This window comes from Shewanella sp. S23-S33, from assembly GCF_043359565.1.
GTDB classification, from domain to species: Bacteria; Pseudomonadota; Gammaproteobacteria; order Enterobacterales; family Shewanellaceae; genus Shewanella; species Shewanella oncorhynchi.
Genome location: NZ_JBHFFD010000014.1, coordinates 1 through 15,626, shown reverse-complemented (window position 1 = coordinate 15,626; position 15,626 = coordinate 1). Strand labels below are relative to the sequence as shown.

Annotated in this window: 12 protein-coding genes; 6 read left to right on the top strand and 6 right to left on the bottom strand. The window is 47.8% G+C overall.

Annotated features, from left to right (window positions below):
- Positions 1-7: 7 nt before the first annotated feature.
- The 6 genes from ACHA99_RS03400 to ACHA99_RS03375 all read right to left on the bottom strand — a co-directional run bounded on the left by ACHA99_RS03400 (position 8) and on the right by ACHA99_RS03375 (position 8,963).
- On the bottom strand, positions 8-1,036 hold the full coding sequence (locus ACHA99_RS03400) for a diguanylate cyclase (protein WP_393941060.1): 1,029 nt from the start codon (positions 1,034-1,036) through the stop codon (positions 8-10).
- Between the two features lie 268 nt (positions 1,037-1,304).
- Positions 1,305-2,354 (bottom strand): transposase, encoded by a 1,050-nt coding sequence (locus ACHA99_RS03395; protein WP_113938919.1) that lies wholly within the window; start codon positions 2,352-2,354, stop codon positions 1,305-1,307.
- Between the two features lie 333 nt (positions 2,355-2,687).
- On the bottom strand, positions 2,688-3,065 hold the full coding sequence (locus ACHA99_RS03390; RefSeq protein ID WP_028760551.1) for a DP-EP family protein: 378 nt from the start codon (positions 3,063-3,065) through the stop codon (positions 2,688-2,690).
- Between the two features lie 19 nt (positions 3,066-3,084).
- On the bottom strand, positions 3,085-6,333 hold the full coding sequence (locus ACHA99_RS03385; RefSeq protein ID WP_393941057.1) for a winged helix-turn-helix domain-containing protein: 3,249 nt from the start codon (positions 6,331-6,333) through the stop codon (positions 3,085-3,087).
- A gap of 432 nt (positions 6,334-6,765) precedes the next feature.
- On the bottom strand, positions 6,766-8,094 hold the full coding sequence (locus ACHA99_RS03380) for a DUF4785 domain-containing protein (protein ID WP_393941055.1): 1,329 nt from the start codon (positions 8,092-8,094) through the stop codon (positions 6,766-6,768).
- A gap of 11 nt (positions 8,095-8,105) precedes the next feature.
- Complete coding sequence (locus ACHA99_RS03375) at positions 8,106-8,963, bottom strand: hypothetical protein (protein WP_113938915.1); 858 nt, start codon at positions 8,961-8,963, stop codon at positions 8,106-8,108.
- Between the two features lie 793 nt (positions 8,964-9,756).
- Here ACHA99_RS03375 and ACHA99_RS03370 point away from each other — a divergent pair.
- The 6 genes from ACHA99_RS03370 to ACHA99_RS03345 all read left to right on the top strand — a co-directional run bounded on the left by ACHA99_RS03370 (position 9,757) and on the right by ACHA99_RS03345 (position 15,539).
- Positions 9,757-10,104 (top strand): hypothetical protein, encoded by a 348-nt coding sequence (locus tag ACHA99_RS03370; protein WP_113938914.1) that lies wholly within the window; start codon positions 9,757-9,759, stop codon positions 10,102-10,104.
- 185 nt (positions 10,105-10,289) lie between these two features.
- The gene (locus ACHA99_RS03365; protein ID WP_198573577.1) at positions 10,290-10,991 is read left to right on the top strand and encodes a TetR/AcrR family transcriptional regulator; all 702 of its coding nucleotides are present in this window, start codon (positions 10,290-10,292) and stop codon (positions 10,989-10,991) included.
- Positions 10,991-12,001 carry an HlyD family secretion protein gene (locus ACHA99_RS03360; protein ID WP_393941052.1) on the top strand — a complete coding sequence of 337 codons (1,011 nt, stop codon included), beginning with the start codon at positions 10,991-10,993 and terminating at the stop codon, positions 11,999-12,001. The genes ACHA99_RS03365 and ACHA99_RS03360 overlap by 1 nt, the downstream gene beginning before the upstream one ends.
- On the top strand, positions 11,998-12,954 hold the full coding sequence (locus ACHA99_RS03355) for an ABC transporter ATP-binding protein (RefSeq protein ID WP_173497126.1): 957 nt from the start codon (positions 11,998-12,000) through the stop codon (positions 12,952-12,954). Before ACHA99_RS03360 ends, ACHA99_RS03355 begins: the two co-directional genes overlap by 4 nt.
- Entirely contained in the window at positions 12,944-14,080 is a 1,137-nt protein-coding gene (locus tag ACHA99_RS03350; protein ID WP_393941049.1) for an ABC transporter permease, read from the top strand. Before ACHA99_RS03355 ends, ACHA99_RS03350 begins: the two co-directional genes overlap by 11 nt.
- A 169-nt stretch (positions 14,081-14,249) precedes the next feature.
- Positions 14,250-15,539: an acetyl-CoA hydrolase/transferase family protein gene (locus ACHA99_RS03345; protein WP_393941047.1), complete on the top strand. Its 1,290-nt coding sequence runs from the start codon at positions 14,250-14,252 to the stop codon at positions 15,537-15,539.
- The last annotated feature ends 87 nt before the right edge of the window (positions 15,540-15,626 follow it).

Sequence of the window (15,626 nt, the reverse complement as noted above, 5' to 3'; positions counted from 1 at the left end):
ATAGGTATTAAAGTGATGTATTGATCCTGTCGCGGCCATCGGCTTTGGCGCGATACAATGCGGTATCGGCGGCGCATAGCATGGCGAGTGAGGTACGGAACTGGCCATTGATTTCGCTCGCAATCCCTTGGCTCGCACTCACAGAGACATAATCGCGCAGCCCTTGCTCGGTAAAGCGCAGGTCATTAATCCCTTGCTGCACTTTTTGGGCAATCGTTAGTGCCATTTTGGCATTGTGGCTTGGTAGAATTAGCGCGAATTCTTCGCCGCCGTAACGCGCTGCCAGGCCAACTTCTATCGGCACTATGTCAGCAATCACTTTGGCAATCTTTCGTAGACATTCGTCCCCTTGGATATGGCCGAATTGGTCGTTGAACACTTTGAAGTAATCCACATCGATAATCACCACGCTGATCGGGCGCAGCTTACCTGTGCATTCTTCCCAATAGTGATGCAGCATTTCATCAAAATATCGGCGGTTCGCCAGCCCAGTCAGTGAATCTGTGGCGGCCAATTTACGTAGTTTTTGATTTTCCGCTTTGTGCTGCGTCAAATCGTGCATCATCATCACAAACAGAGGTTCATGGCTGGGGATGTAGGAAATGGAGAGCTCAACATCTTTTGCTTTGCCTGAGGCAGTAATGAGGGTGATTTCTTCGGCGCAGTGCTGCACTGGAATACCGCAATTTTTGCCTAATTTAATATCATTGCTCAGCAGATTGTCGTAGCGGGCTTGGTGGTGTTCGGTCAAAAAGTTGCGCCAATCTTGTCCCTTCAAACTGGCCTGCGGGCATGTCAGTAAGTCAGCACCTTTGCTATTGCTAAAGTAAATGTAACCTTGGGCATTGACGATAATCACCGGTTCAGTCAGATGCTGAATAAACTGTTGAATCGTTTCAATCGAGGCATGTTCGAAGAAGGTTAACGGCAACGAGGGTTCGACCAAGCCTTGCTGCGCAGTGCACTGTGAGCCATTGCCTTCACCCACAAGTGATAATGGATGTTGTGAGCGAGTCTGTTTAGGTGAGCTTGTCATTGTTATCATTCTCCGTGAACCTAATGTCATCTGCGCTAAGCGCTTTTCTGATGATGACTTTATTCTTCGCAAAGAAAAGATACCTTCTGCTTACCTTCTGGTGTAATTTGTTGATTTTAAATGTTTTAAATTTTGCCTTCTGAGTCGTTTTGTCAGCGATTAGGTAGGATAGTTAGTTGGGCGCTTGCTTACATCTCACAAAATTTGGGCTAAATAGCCACAAGTCTTAAGCATTACGACTGAGTCGAATATTTGTTGTTAGGGCAATTTAACGCAATGTAAGTCCATTAATTTGCTCCGGATGTAGTGCTTGGCTATGGGATTTCCCTCGACACCATTTGCCACCTTGTTTGTGTTTAAATGCACACATCGCATCCCATCGACCGCTTATGCCACTGAACTGTCGGCGAAACTCTTTGGCTGAAAGTAACCATGCATCGGATGCAATCCCTAACTCATTAAGCAGTTTAGGTCGCTGGTTATCGATAAATCCTTTTTTATCATGGCGAATCGCGCGACCCGTCCAATCGATAAGTTCCAGATAATCGGCAAAATGAAAGGGGATGCCCGTTTGTCGATGAAGGTGCGTTGCACCATCAAATTTTGCGAGGGATTTATCTGGTGTTGGCTGAGAGTTATCTACTGGGGTTTTGGTTATCAGTGGTGTGATGCTGTTAGGGGAAAGTGCATTTAGACGTTTTTGAATTGATGTAAAATCAGAGGATTGCAAAGAATCGGCAATGCCAGCTCGAATAGGATTCAAATCAACGTACATCATACACGCCAGTAATGCTTGCTCATCTAACAGTGCTTGGGATTTAAAACGGCCTTCCCAGAAGGCACCTTTGCACTCATCTTCTCGATTTGCGTTACGGGCAATCTCTTCATTTAGGCATCGCATAAACCAAGAGATACTGCTTAATCGCTCTTGCCACTCGGCAATTAAGGCATCGAGTAACATGCGTTCACCGTCGATTAATGCATCACCATTCATATATTTAGTGGCAATAGCATGGCCTTTGGTGATTTGACACCAGCGACTGATAATGTCTCTTTGCGTTAACGATTTAGCCTTCTCCACGTCAATCTTAAGCACTAAATGATAGTGATTGCTCATCACCGCATAGGCGCAGATATCGATACAAAAGATGGTGGATAATGCTTTGATTTTATCGACAATCCAGCCACGTCTATGCTCATAACTGCGGCCTGTGAGTTTATCCTCACCGCACAGAAAAGCCCTTCTGACACAGCGATTTATCACATGATAGAAGGGAGTTGTATTAGCATCGATAAGCATTCTTCTGGCCGAGGTCATCATCCGCTCCAAACAGACGCAATCAAGATAATGTAAAGGCTAGTATAAGAGGGAACAAAGCACAAAAAGACATGGCTGTCCCCGCTTTTGGTCCCCGCTTTTGTTTTTCGATAAGCATTCTTCTGGCCGAGGTCATCATCCGCTCCAAACAGACGCAATCAAGATAATGTAAAGGCTAGTATAAGAGGGGATAAAGCACAAAAAGACATGGCTGTCCCCGCTTTTCGCTCTGCCGTAGCAGCAGAGCATTTTGAGCTCATTTCAGGAGGCGTTTATTTCGAAAAGATATGGCTGTCCTGAGAGAAATCATGAGAAAAATCCAATCCACAGACCCTAGTTTTTAGGATGATTGATAACTTGTGGATCTGGACTTAACACCAGTAAGGTATTTGTGGTGTTACTTAATACAAACTGGAACTTAGTAGTACCAGGAGTTCTATCGAGGTCAACAAATTGCACTAACTTACCATCGCTGCTGATGGTAACAGCATCGACAATGTTATCGAATGGGGTTACAAAGCCTACCCCGACAAATTTTAACCCTTTAGTGGTTTGATCATTTAGTAAAAAAGTAATTGTACCTGCCTGAGTGATGGTGACATCACCTTGGCAAACTTGACCATTGGCATCCGTATAAATAAATACAGGTTCACCATTTTCAAGGGTAACATTAACTTTAATAAATTGTGCTGAGCCTTGTGGTGCTGTCATCTTTATGTTCCTTCTGTGGTTAGAATCGAATATTTCTAATTTCGGTTTTTTCTAAAAAAAGAATAAGCTCTTTATGTGTATCAAGTACCCCTAAACAATCGAGCGATTTTGCATAGGAAATCGTAAATATTGGGTCTTTGTTTTTTTCAGTAAAAGGCATTACTTGTTTTTTAACATTGTTACATAACTCAATGTAAGATAACTCGCCCAGTTTTTTATAGATATTAGCTTGTAATAATTCGCTTATTGCAAGGTTTGCTATGTAGGTTATTTCTTGATTGAAGTCATTTCCAAGTTCTCGATATGATTCAGTTGCTAATTTTGCGTATTGCAAACTCTCTTTTAATTTTCCAATGTTTAGCATGAGTTTTGCCTTGGATAAAAGGAGTTTTGCAGAGATATCTTTGTATGTTGAGAGTTTTATTGGTGAAGATTTATCATCAAAGTTTATGTTTGTTGATTTCTCAAATGCTAAATATTGGCTTTCACTCGTGGTGAACTCAAGTATTTGTGAATAAGAATAATATTTTAATCTTTTCCAGCGTTCGTTTTCAGGGTCTTGTTTAAATGCAGACTCAATAGTCGCAAGTCCCAAAGAGGCTTTATTCAAAGCTTCTGTTAGGCGACCTTGATAACTTAACAGTGTGGCGATATTTTGATAACTTCCAGTGAGTCTATCGAGTAAATAAGGCTGTTTTTCAAGATTTTTAGTTAGCAAGGCTTCTTGAATTTCTTCATGGATTTGAATAGCGGTATTTATATCCCCTTGTGATACCGCTGCGCTCGCTAACCAAGATCTTGTATCCGCCACATCCGCAATCAACTGACTATCCTCAGGCGCTTTTGCCAAAGCCAGCAATTTAAGCCTTAATGACTCCTCAAAATCTTGCTTTGCTTTAGCAAACTCTTGCTGGTTCATTGATACAGAACCCAGCGAGTTATGGGCATAGGAAAGCTCCATCAGCGCATCTTTATCCTCTGGCGCAATGGCATACATGGCTTGACTGTATTGTAAATATTGCTCCCAAAAAGGACGTGCAGATACCCATTCACTCACATCATACTTAAGCTGTCCTAACCAAAAGGCATTGGCACCTAGGGTTTTCAGTAGGGCTAAGTTTTCCGGCTGCAATTCGAGTAGTGGCAGCATTTTTTCTTGCGCTGCGAGTAATGCGCTGCGAGCTTCATCGATTTTATTGCGCGAATAGGCCACTTCGCCCATGGCCTCTAAGGTTTGGCCGTGTTGGAAACGGGCATCAAAACTTAAGTGCGTATCATCTTCTTTATTGGAAAAATCACTGAAATATTCCAGTGCTTTATTGCTGATCCCGTCGAGTAAGTCCATACGGCCGATGCCGCGCATCTTGTCGGCGAAGTCACCCACCATAAAGCCGAGCAAATCTTCGGCGGCGAGGCGTTTTTGCAGGGCAAGTTTTTCGGCTTCTATGCTACGCACGCTCATAATGACGGAGGTTAAGGTGAGGACGCACAGCAGGGCGACGGTTAGGCGCCTCGTCCAGCGCAGCATATTGGCGCGTTTGCTGGAGGCTGCGATAAAGGCGGTTTCGGGATCGTCTAAATCGAATAACGGATTTTGGCTGAGGTTTTGGGCCTCTTTTAACGGCTTGCCTTCGGCGAGCAGATAAGCGCTGTGTTTGGCTTCGCTGAGCCAACGCTTAGATAAATGCTGTAGGCGACTCTTAATGCTTAAGCTGTCGTTATGCTCGCTAATCCAAGCGGTTGCACGCGGCCAACGGCGCAAAAGTGCTTCGTGGGCGATGCTAAAACAGGGTTCACCATTTTGCAGATGCGACACGAATAAGCGACTATCGACCATGGCTTGCACTAGGGCGGTTTCGGCCGTGCTTTGTAGTTGTGACCAGCGAGCGGTGCGGCTGGTGATGGACTTTTCATCTTCGCGCAGGGTCACTAGCAGGGATAAAATCCGTGGTAGGCTGGCTTTTTCAGCATCGCTTAAATGGGAAATCGCCTGCTCGGCATTTTTACCAATCGCCCCTTCAATACCGCCAAGTGCATGATAAACAGAGACTAATAACTTATTGTCGGCGCTGCGCTGTAAATACAAGGCCTGCAGAGTGTATTGCAACATGGGCAACGCATCTGGGTTACTGGCGGCATCGCTGCAGAGCATTTCGTCGAGTGGCATCGCGGTGTCGCTGTCAACTTCCCAGCTTAAGTTGGCAGCCACCGCGGGCAGGCGGATCATTTGTAATAGCTCAGTGCGTGTTGGCGGCGCTAAGTCAAAGTGGGCACCGCGGGCTTTACCCGCCATTAAGCTTGGGTAATTGACCAATAAAGGATAAAAATCGTTGCGACAGGCACTGATGATAATCACGGCTTTTGAGGTGGCGAGTTGTTCCAATAATTCTATGAACTGAGTTCGTTCGGTATCGCTAAATAGCGGTGATGAGAGCAACACTTCTAATCGGTCGATAAACAAGGCAAAAAACGGATTGGAAAAGGGTTTAGCCTTGAGCGCTTGGGTACACTGATTGATCACGCTTTGGATATCTTCGACGAGTTGAATCGCCAGAGTCTCAGCGCTCATGCCTTCGAATACTGGGATGTCGTTGATTTCCCAGTCGAGCATTGCACTGGCAAGATCGGTGAGTAGTTGCCCTTTACTCACATCGGCAAAATCTAAGCTGCTGAATGACGCGACACCAATGCCGTTATAGCCGTCGCCCTTCATTAAATTGGGCACAACACCCGCATTAATCAGGGAGGATTTACCGCTGCCACTTGGACCTAAGATCAGGCAGAAGGCACGGCCAAACAGGATTTGTTGGCTTATCCGGTTAAGCAAAGTGCTGATTTGTTCACTGCGGCCAAAAAACACCTCGGCATAATTAGCGCTATAGGCTTGCAGTCCCGGAAAGGGCGAGCCGCCTTGCCAACTCTGTGGGCTGGCGGTGGCTTGGTGTCCGATAGGAAAACGCACTTCGGCTAAGGTGCGATAGCCGCGTTTGCGTATGGTTTCTATATAGGTGGGTTCTGTGGCGCTATCGCCTAATGCTCGACGTAACTGATTGATAATCTTGTGTAGTGGATTGTCGCCGGTATCTACACCTGGCCAGCAGTGGCTGACTATTTCATCACTGCTGACGACTTCGCCCGCCCGTTGACAGAGAAATAGCAGCACATCCATCGCCTTGGGTTCAAGTTGTTTGACTTGTTTGCCAAGGAGCAGACTATTGGCGCTGGGATTGATTTGCCATTCACCAAAGAAAAATGTGCTGTCACTCATAACGATGTCCATTTATTGAGTATTGACCATGGCACGGTAAAAACTTGCGCCGTGAGTCACTCTTATTGTTATACGTATTGTTATAAAGATCTATGCTTGTCATTCAAAGGTCTGATGTCAAGACGTTGACATTATGCCGTTGATGATTGTTATTTAAAAGGAATAACCCTTGATAATCAATGTAAATTTTATCAGGGTGAGGTGTGGTAAATAGTCTTTAGCTTGTCATTTTTCTGTCAACAGTTTGTGCTTTGCGCTAGATGTTAAATAAGGTGATGGCTTTTAGGTGTCGATTGCAAAAGATCAACAATAAAAAAGTGCCCGTGATTGGGCACTTGGTATTAGAGATGAACTTAAGGCTAACAAGCCTGACTTATCAGCACGTTAAGCTAAGTATCTTAACGTTAGCCCCTTAACATTGGTCCCTTTGAATTAGCGCGTTAAGGTTAGTGCCTTGGCTTGATAGCTTAATCTGGCCATTTGACCTTGATCTTGCAGTTCTAATTCATTGAGTTCGAAGGGCGGCTGTAAACCCGAGGCTTGGATAAGCTTAGGATCTAACATCAGCTTTAACTTCGGCGACTCTGGGGTCAGCCAATTGGCCGCTTGGGTGCGTAGAATCGCCACCTTTTGACCTTCGGCACTGGTGCCCGTTAACGTGCCACTTAAGCCAAAACGTCCCGCCTCGGCGACAGTTAACTCAAAGTTGATTTGGTTAGGCAAGCCTTTATCCCAAACCGTGAGCACTTCGGGCTTGATGCTCGCCGAATTGACATAGGACTTAAAGACAGATTTGACCGTGCGCTGCACAGGTCGGCCATCGACTTGGGTTTGCACTGTGATTTCAATTTCACTGAAACCTGCATTGCTGCTCGAAAGTGCGACGCCCGCGGGGATCACCGCTTGCCATGTCTCCCCTTGTTTTACCATCGCCAGCAGTTGTATATTGCCATCGGCTTGCTTGAGTTTTGCCTGTGGCACAAAGGTGTTATCACTTTGGCTGAGTGCGAGTTCAAGTCCAAGGGTTTGTGCATCCGCCGCGATGGCAGTGGGGGCTTTGACGCTCAGTTGATAGGGCGAGCCTTTTTCCTTCACATTGACTAAGTAGCTGGCGCTCGGTGTTAACGGCTGGCTGACCTGCAGGCGATATTCGCCCGGTGTGGCCTTCGCCGACATTTGCAGCGCACTGGAATCATCGGTTAACCCTGCGCTAGCCAAAGCATCGGCGTTGACCATTGATTTAACCAGTGACTCATTGGTGTTTATCCCACTGCTGTTGGCTGCTTTGCCTTGGGGTGACTGATTAGGGGTAACGCGCTGAATTTGTACGCGCTCAGGGGCAATAGCCTCTGCATGCATTAAGGCGCCAGAGCGGGTATCGCCCCGAGGTGCAATGCGCACTAAGCTCGACGCTTGGCTCATGGTGAGGCCCACGCCTGCATTAAGCTGTGCGCCAGTTACATTGACCCAATACTCGTCACTTTGGCTGGCTTGCTCCAGCTTAAGCATACTCGCTTGATACTCACCGTACAGCGGGGTGATAAAGCTAATGTAATCCGTATTGGTGTTGATGGGCGTGAGTGTTGGGCTGGTAATATTGCTATCGACTAAATCGGTATCGCTCGGCGCAGCTAGGGTTAACCCTTTGGCGTACATTGGGCTGGCATTGGTTTTGGGATCTATGGGTGTGGCTTCATCTTGGCAGGCTGCAAGCAGTCCGCTTAGCGCCAAGACACTGGCAAGTTTGCTGAGTGTGTGCATCTTAGTGCTCCTTAAATGTGGTTGCGGATCAGCGTGTCTAAATTGAAACACGCCCGGCGGCTCTGCTGATGGCTTAAGGGCTCTTGGCCACGGGTCTTTTGTTTATCAGTAAACCAGACAGTGCCAGCCGCCTTTTGTGAGCTGCAATTTAAGAAGCCGTCGGAGCAGCTATCGAGCCAGTTTTGGGTGGTTTCGAGCGCGACTTGGTATTGATAACCCGCGCAGTAACTGTCGCTGTCCCAAATGGCGGAATCAACATCTGAGCCCACCACGACTTCGAAGGGTTTACCCAGCGATGGGCGACCTGCTGTGCCATTAAGCCAAGCGTTGTTATAGTTTGCCATCCAACCGACTTGCTGTTGTTTCACCGCATTGCTGCCATAGCCTAAGAGCCAGCCTAAGCTGGTTTCGAACACATTACCTTGGTTCACCGCATCGGCCAGCGGCGTACCAGCACTGGAAGGCGCGATGGCGATAACCTTTGAGGTGGCGTTGATCACTGCAGGATAACGGCTGTCCCACGTAGGGTTAGATAAAATCCACCGCACTACGTTGCCACCATTGGAGTGGGTCAGCAGAATTAAGTCGTCGATATTTTTGGCTTGGATAAAGCTATTGAGCTGCGTGGCCAGACAACCTGCGGCGCTTTCTTCCCACATATATTGGTCAAAGTCGCAGTTGATCACTGTGTAATTGTTTGGCACTGGGATGCCTTGGCGCACTGAGTTAACAAATTCGGGCGTCCAGTAATCGGCTAAGGCATTGGTCTGGTGACCCGTACCATGGATAAAGGCGACTCCGGTTGCGGCTAACGTGACTGGGCTGACAGCGAACAGACCCAAGAGCATGAGGGCTTTTTTGATCTTCATGGCTATATCTCGTGTTGTTGGTCTTGTTGATTGTGGCCGCCAGTCCGTTGTGACAGTTCAGGGCAAGTCAGTTAATGCAGGATTTGCCGTAAATAAGCTTGAAATCGGCTGGCATGGCTCGGTTTATAGGCGCTCAAGCGCGGGTTACTCATTTTGGGTAAAACATGACTTAAGGCCTGAATACGACGGGATAACGTGAATGCGCTAGTTTACGTTGGCATCAAATGTGATTGCCGTAACTTCGCCATTATCAACAGGACTTAACTCAAGCTTATTAACCTAGACGCAACATTTTAAGCTGGCAAGTAAAACAATCATTATAAAATGCAATCGCAGGGTCGCATTTTGAACGGTTCGTTTTAATGTCAAACTAAAGGTTGGTAACCTGATGATAAGCAATACCTAATAAACTAAGTTGTGTTTTATCGTGTTTGAAATATCGATTTGCTTACACAAAAGAATTTTCTGTGACACCCACTTAGCGTTTGAGTTAATAGGTTTATCGTTCTGTATATAAAGGTTTTTTGTGATAAATAATTCAAACTCGCCCATTTACTCTGGAATATGGGTATCACTTTAGTGCATTTAAAGACTAAACCGATTAGGCTGAGCTGAGGTAAAGTGGGATAAACGGGATAAGAACCAACATTGCCGAGATGATATTCTTCTCATCTGAATCAGTCATCTGAGCCATGGATTGACTGGGAGTAGAAAAAGTAGCGCGATATGGGCAGGTTTAATCTAAATAGACAACAAACACGGGAGAATAAGTTTGGCGATAGAACATAATAAGATGGTGAGTTGCTTAAGTGGACTGCAATGTCGCACTAATTTCACCATAAAAAACATTACTGAATACATGCTCCCAGAAACCAAAGAGGCTTTCTATTTACACCTCGACGGTAAATCACCAAACTTGATTATTCGTCCCGCATTCGAAGTCTTTTCCGGCGAACTTGCCACTATTGCAGGCGTGCATGCCAAATACGACTATTTCCACAATGCCGAGATGACACGTTTCCCCAAACGTTTACATAAGAGTTTGACCGAAACCCACTATGGCCTTGCCTTTAGTTTTGACACGGTTGAAGCCGTACAGCAATTCATTACCCGTTTGAGTGCGATAGTGAAAGGCGCATAAGCTTTTACTGCATAAATCTTTAATAGAATGCCGCTTAATTTTTCGATTGAACGGTATCTAAATTTTAACCATGCAGTCCTAGGGTTAAATTCCTCAATATCAATGAAAATGAGGAATTTAACTGCTGCCTTTTTACGCGGCTTTTCAGTATATTCATCAATAGATGAATTTTGCTGGAGCTTGCTATGTCGCTTATTCCCGGTCGCCCAAAGGGGGTTGTGCCATTTACCGCCCAAACTGAATCACAGCCGCAGACTCCTGGTCGTCCGAAAGGGGATTCCGATGCCCGCCAACGCTTAATTATCGCAGCCCTAAATCTCTTCAGTCATCGCAGTTATCCCAGCGTTTCTACCCGTGAAATTGCCCGCGAAGCCGAGGTTGATGCCGCGCTTATTCGTTATTATTTTGGTTCAAAAGCGGGCTTGTTCGAACAAATGGTGCGGGAAACCCTTGAGCCCGTATTAGCGCGTTTTCGCGAAATATCCGCTGCGGATGCCCCTAATAACTTGGGTGAACTTATGCAGACATATTATCGTGTTATGGCACCTAACCTGGGATTGCCACGGTTGATTATACGGGTGTTACAGGAAGGCGATGGCTCAGAACCCTATCGCATTATGTTGTCTGTTTTTGAGCAAATTTTATCCCTCTCGCGGCAATGGCTCGAATCCACATTAGTCAATGCGGGGCTATTGAAGGAGGGATTAGATCCCGATTTAGTACGCCTCAGTTTCGTGAGTCTGATGGTCTTTCCGCTTATTGCGCCGCCGGTGTTAATGCGTCAGTTCGGTTTTTTTAGTGCCGATGCTGATGGTTTACAGCGTTTAGCGCTGCACAATATGCAGGTTTTTACCCAAGGTGTACTGCGTGAACCGAGGAAGTCGTAATGGGTGTGAATTTTAAAATTCTGACGCACGTGAGTGTGGGTTGTGTGATCTTGCTATTAGTCGGCTGCACCGAAGCGCCGCCCAGAGTGCTTGGCACTGTCGAGCGGGACAGGCTGACGCTTACCGCGCCCGTAGGTGAGTTGATTACTCAAGTGAATGTGTTTGAAGGTCAACAGGTTAAGGCGGGTGAGGTGTTAATTCAGCTCGATACAACCTCTGCTAATGCGCGCCTCGCCCTGCGCCAAGCCGAGCTTGAACAGGCTAAAGCTAAACTTTCTGAGGCGGTCACAGGTGCGCGTTTAGAGGATATAGAACGCGCCAAGGCCGTGCTCGACGGGGCGAATGCTAGTGTGAATGAAGCTCAGCGAGCCTTTGAGCGTACCAACCGTTTGTATGCCACGAAAGTGCTGAGCCAAGCGGATTTAGATACGGCCCGTGCGGCGCGGGATACCAGTTTAGCCAAGCAAGCTGAGGCGCAGCAAAGCCTGCGATTGCTAGAAAATGGCACCCGTAGTGAGCAGCTAGAGCAGGCCAAAGCGGCGGTGGCTGCAGCTCGCGCCAGTGTAGCCATCGAACAAAAAGCCTTAGCAGACTTGAGCTTAGTGGCGGCGCGTGATGCCGTTGTCGATACGTTGCCTTGGCGAGTCGGCGATCGCATTGCCGCAGGCACTCAGTTGATTGGTTTACTGGCGAGCGAGGATCCCTATGTACGGGTTTACCTGCCCGCGACTTGGTTAGACAGAGTGAAGGTGGGCGATAGCGTCAATATTCTTGTGGATGGCCGCGAGATACCGATTGCTGGCACTGTGCGCAATATTCGCAGTCAACCTGCTTACACGCCATTTTATGCGCTGAATGAACGTGATCGGGCGCGGCTGATGTATTTGACCGATATTACTATTTCCGCCACAGATCAGGACCTACCTACTGGCATGGTATTAGAAGTTGAACTCGATGTGCTGCAACTCGATGTGCAGCCAAAAGTGCAACAAAAAGTGAAACAGCCATGAGCCACGCCGATTTTGCTATCGAGACCCAAGGTATGACCCGCGCCTTTGGCGGCGTCAATGCAGTGGAAAACCTCGACCTCGCCATTCCCAAGGGCACTATTTATGGGTTTCTCGGCCCCAATGGCTGCGGAAAATCGACTTCAATTCGCATGTTAACTGGGTTGCTGAGTCCCACATCGGGGAATATTCGTGTTTTGGGTGAAACCTTACCCGGTGCCGAGGAAAAACTGCGTCGCCGCATTGGCTACATGACGCAAAAATTCTCCCTGTACGACAATCTTTCGGTGCGGGAAAACTTAGAGTTTGTCGCGCAAATTTATGGCCTTAACCGCCGAGCATCAAAACTGCGAATAGCCGAGTTAGTCACGCTATACGATTTAGTCGGCCGTGAGAAACAAATGGCGGGCTCCATGAGTGGCGGCCAGAAACAGCGTTTAGCCTTAGCGGCGGCGACCTTACATCACCCTGAATTGCTGTTTCTCGATGAGCCGACATCGGCGGTCGATCCTGAAAATCGACGCGAGTTTTGGGAGCGCTTATTCGATCTCTGTGCCCAAGGCACCACGATACTGGTCTCGACTCACTATATGGATGAGGCCGAGCGTTGCCATGGTCTGGCGATTTTAGAGCGGGGGATAAAACGCGCCGACGGTTCACCCCAGCAACTGATGGCGGCTATGGGGGCTCGGGTGGTTGAGATATCAGGGGACGACTTACGTAATTTAAAACAATCACTGATCAGCGAGTCTGCGGTATTGTCGGCGGCGCAAATTGGCAGTCGTTTGCGGGTGTTAGTGCGCAGCGATATTGAAGATCCGCTTGCTTGGCTTAAACCAAGGGTTGCTAGTCGGACGATGGAAGAAGTGCGCGCTAGCCTAGAAGATGTGTTTGTCACTTGTACTGGCGAGCGCTTGGCTGGGGTTTCCAAGGGAGAGACTGACCATGTGGCGTAGGATTTTTGCGATTGTGGTCAAAGAGCTGCGGCAGTTGTCGCGGGATCGCATGACCTTTGGCATGATAGTCATGATCCCGCTGGTGCAACTGATGTTGTTTGGTTATGCGATCAATACCGATGCTCGCCATCTGCCTGCTGGGTTAGTTAATTTGAGTGATTCTGCCTACAGTCGCGCACTGATTAAGGCGGTGGAAGCAACGCAGGTCGTAGATTTTAAGCAGCGATATTTAAGTGCCGCCGAGGCTGAGGCGGCGATCACTCGCGGCGAAGTCAAAGCCGTGCTGTATTTGCCCGCCGATCTCGATGAGCGCTTAGTGCGTCACCCAAGCTTTGTGGGTCAGCAATATTTAGCGCAGTCCTATATCGCACAACCCGCTGGCCAATGGCTGGTGGATGGTTCGGATACGGTTGTCGCTTCAACTATTCGTAGCCTAAGGCAAATGCCACTGGATGAAGTCGCAGGAAGAGCACTAAAAACGGCGATGCCGAGTTTTGAAGTGGTGCAATATTTCAACCCAGAACAACGTTCTGTGGTCAACATAGTGCCCGGCCTGTTGGGAGTGATTTTGACTATGACCATGGTGATGTTTACTTCCGCCGCCATAGTGCGTGAGCGCGAGCAGGGCAATATGGAGTTTTTGATCACTACGCCTGTGCGGCCACTGGAGTTGATGCTGGGTAAAATCGTGCCCTATGTGATGGTTGGCTTTGTGCAAGTGACCATTATCCTGAGCGCAGGGCATCTGTTGTTCGATGTGCCCATTCGCGGCGGGCTTGATTCCATCGCCCTTGCCGCTATGTTGTTCATTTGCGCCAGTTTAACCTTAGGATTAGTGATTTCGACCATAGCGAAAACCCAGTTGCAATCGATGCAGATGACGGTATTTATCCTCCTGCCATCGATTCTATTGTCGGGATTTATGTTCCCCTACGAAGCCATGCCTATCGCGGCGCAGTGGATTGCCGAAGCCTTACCCGCAACCCATTTTATGCGCATGTCACGGGCCATAGTGCTGCGCGATGCCCAAGTGATGGATCTGCAATTTGATGCCCTGTGGATGATAGGTTTTACTTGTATTGGGTTATTGATTGCCAGTATGAGATTTTCGAAGCGCTTGGATTAGCCCTGTACTGAGTTTCATCATCAAGGGCAAAGTGCCGAGTTTTGATATAGCGCAAATTATCAGTAAACAGTCGCGCTAAGCCATTGAAATCGATGTTGCTTAATTAGGATATCCCTTACACTGCCGCTAGGGCGATTGCCGCCATCATGCTTAGCGAAGGGAATTCATTATGCCTCCAATCATTTGTCATAGCGCGCTCGATGCGGTTGCTTTAATTCAAAGCGGCGAGACGCTGTGGACTCATTCCATGGGCGCCACTCCGCGCATTTTATTAGATGCGTTGGCGCAGCATGCACTCACCAAAGAAAATCTCACCCTGTTACAGTTACATACTGAAGGCGCCGAATCCTTAAGCCATCCCAGTTTACAGGGGCATTTACGCCATCGATGTTTTTTCGGTGGGCTGCCAACGCGGGCATTACTGCAAAGTGGTGACGCGGATTATGTGCCGATTTTCCTGTCTGAAGTGCCTAAGTTATTTCGTTCCGGTGAGCAAAAAATTGATACCGCAATTATCCAAGTGTCGCTACCCGATAAGCATGGCATGTGTTCCTTAGGCATTTCGGTTGAAGCAACGCTCGCAGCTTGCCAAGTCGCGGGTAAGATCATCGCTCATATTAATCCACAAATGCCGCGCACCCATGGCGACAGCTTTATCCATATCGACCGTTTTGCCGCTGTGTATGAGCAGAGCGCGGCGTTGCCCATTCATTCTTTCGCGACGGGGGATGCGGTGAGTTTGGCGATCGGTAAAAATGTTGCCCAATTGGTGCGTAATGGCGATTGTTTGCAAATGGGTATAGGTGCGATCCCCGATGCCGTGCTGTCTTGCTTAACCGAACATAAAGACTTAGGCGTCCACACAGAGCTATTTTCTGACGGTATATTGCAACTGGTTGAAAAAGGTGTGATTAACAACAGCAAGAAGCGTTTTTATCCGGGAAAACTCGTCACAGGTTTCGCCTTGGGTAGCCAGAAATTATACGACTATGTTGATGATAATCCTGCGGTCATCTTTATGGACATAGAGCAAGTTAACGACACGGCCATTATCCGTAAAAATCCTAATGTGATGGCGATTAACTCGGCGCTGCAGGTCGACCTTTCAGGCCAAGTGTGTGCCGATTCCATTGGCACTAAAATCTATTCCGGTGTTGGCGGCCAGATGGATTTCATCCGCGGAGCAGGGTTATCTGAAGGTGGTCGTTCTGTTATTGCGCTGCCCAGCACGGCTGCGGGCGGCACGCTTTCTCGCATTGCAAGCGTGTTATCACCTGGCGCAGGGGTTGTCACCACTCGGGCCCATGTGCATTACATTGTGACCGAATACGGCGCAGCTAATCTACGCGGCCGTTCACTGCGCGAACGGGCACAAGCGCTGATCGCCATCGCTCACCCAGATTTTAGGGAACAACTGAGTCGTGATGCCTTTGATGTGTGGGGATTAAGACTTCTTTGAGTGATTGCTTGAATCTGAATCGTTGCCTGTTGTAAATCGAGTGCAGTTGCTTCCGTGACACGCCGTGAAGCCATCCATGGCGGCTCT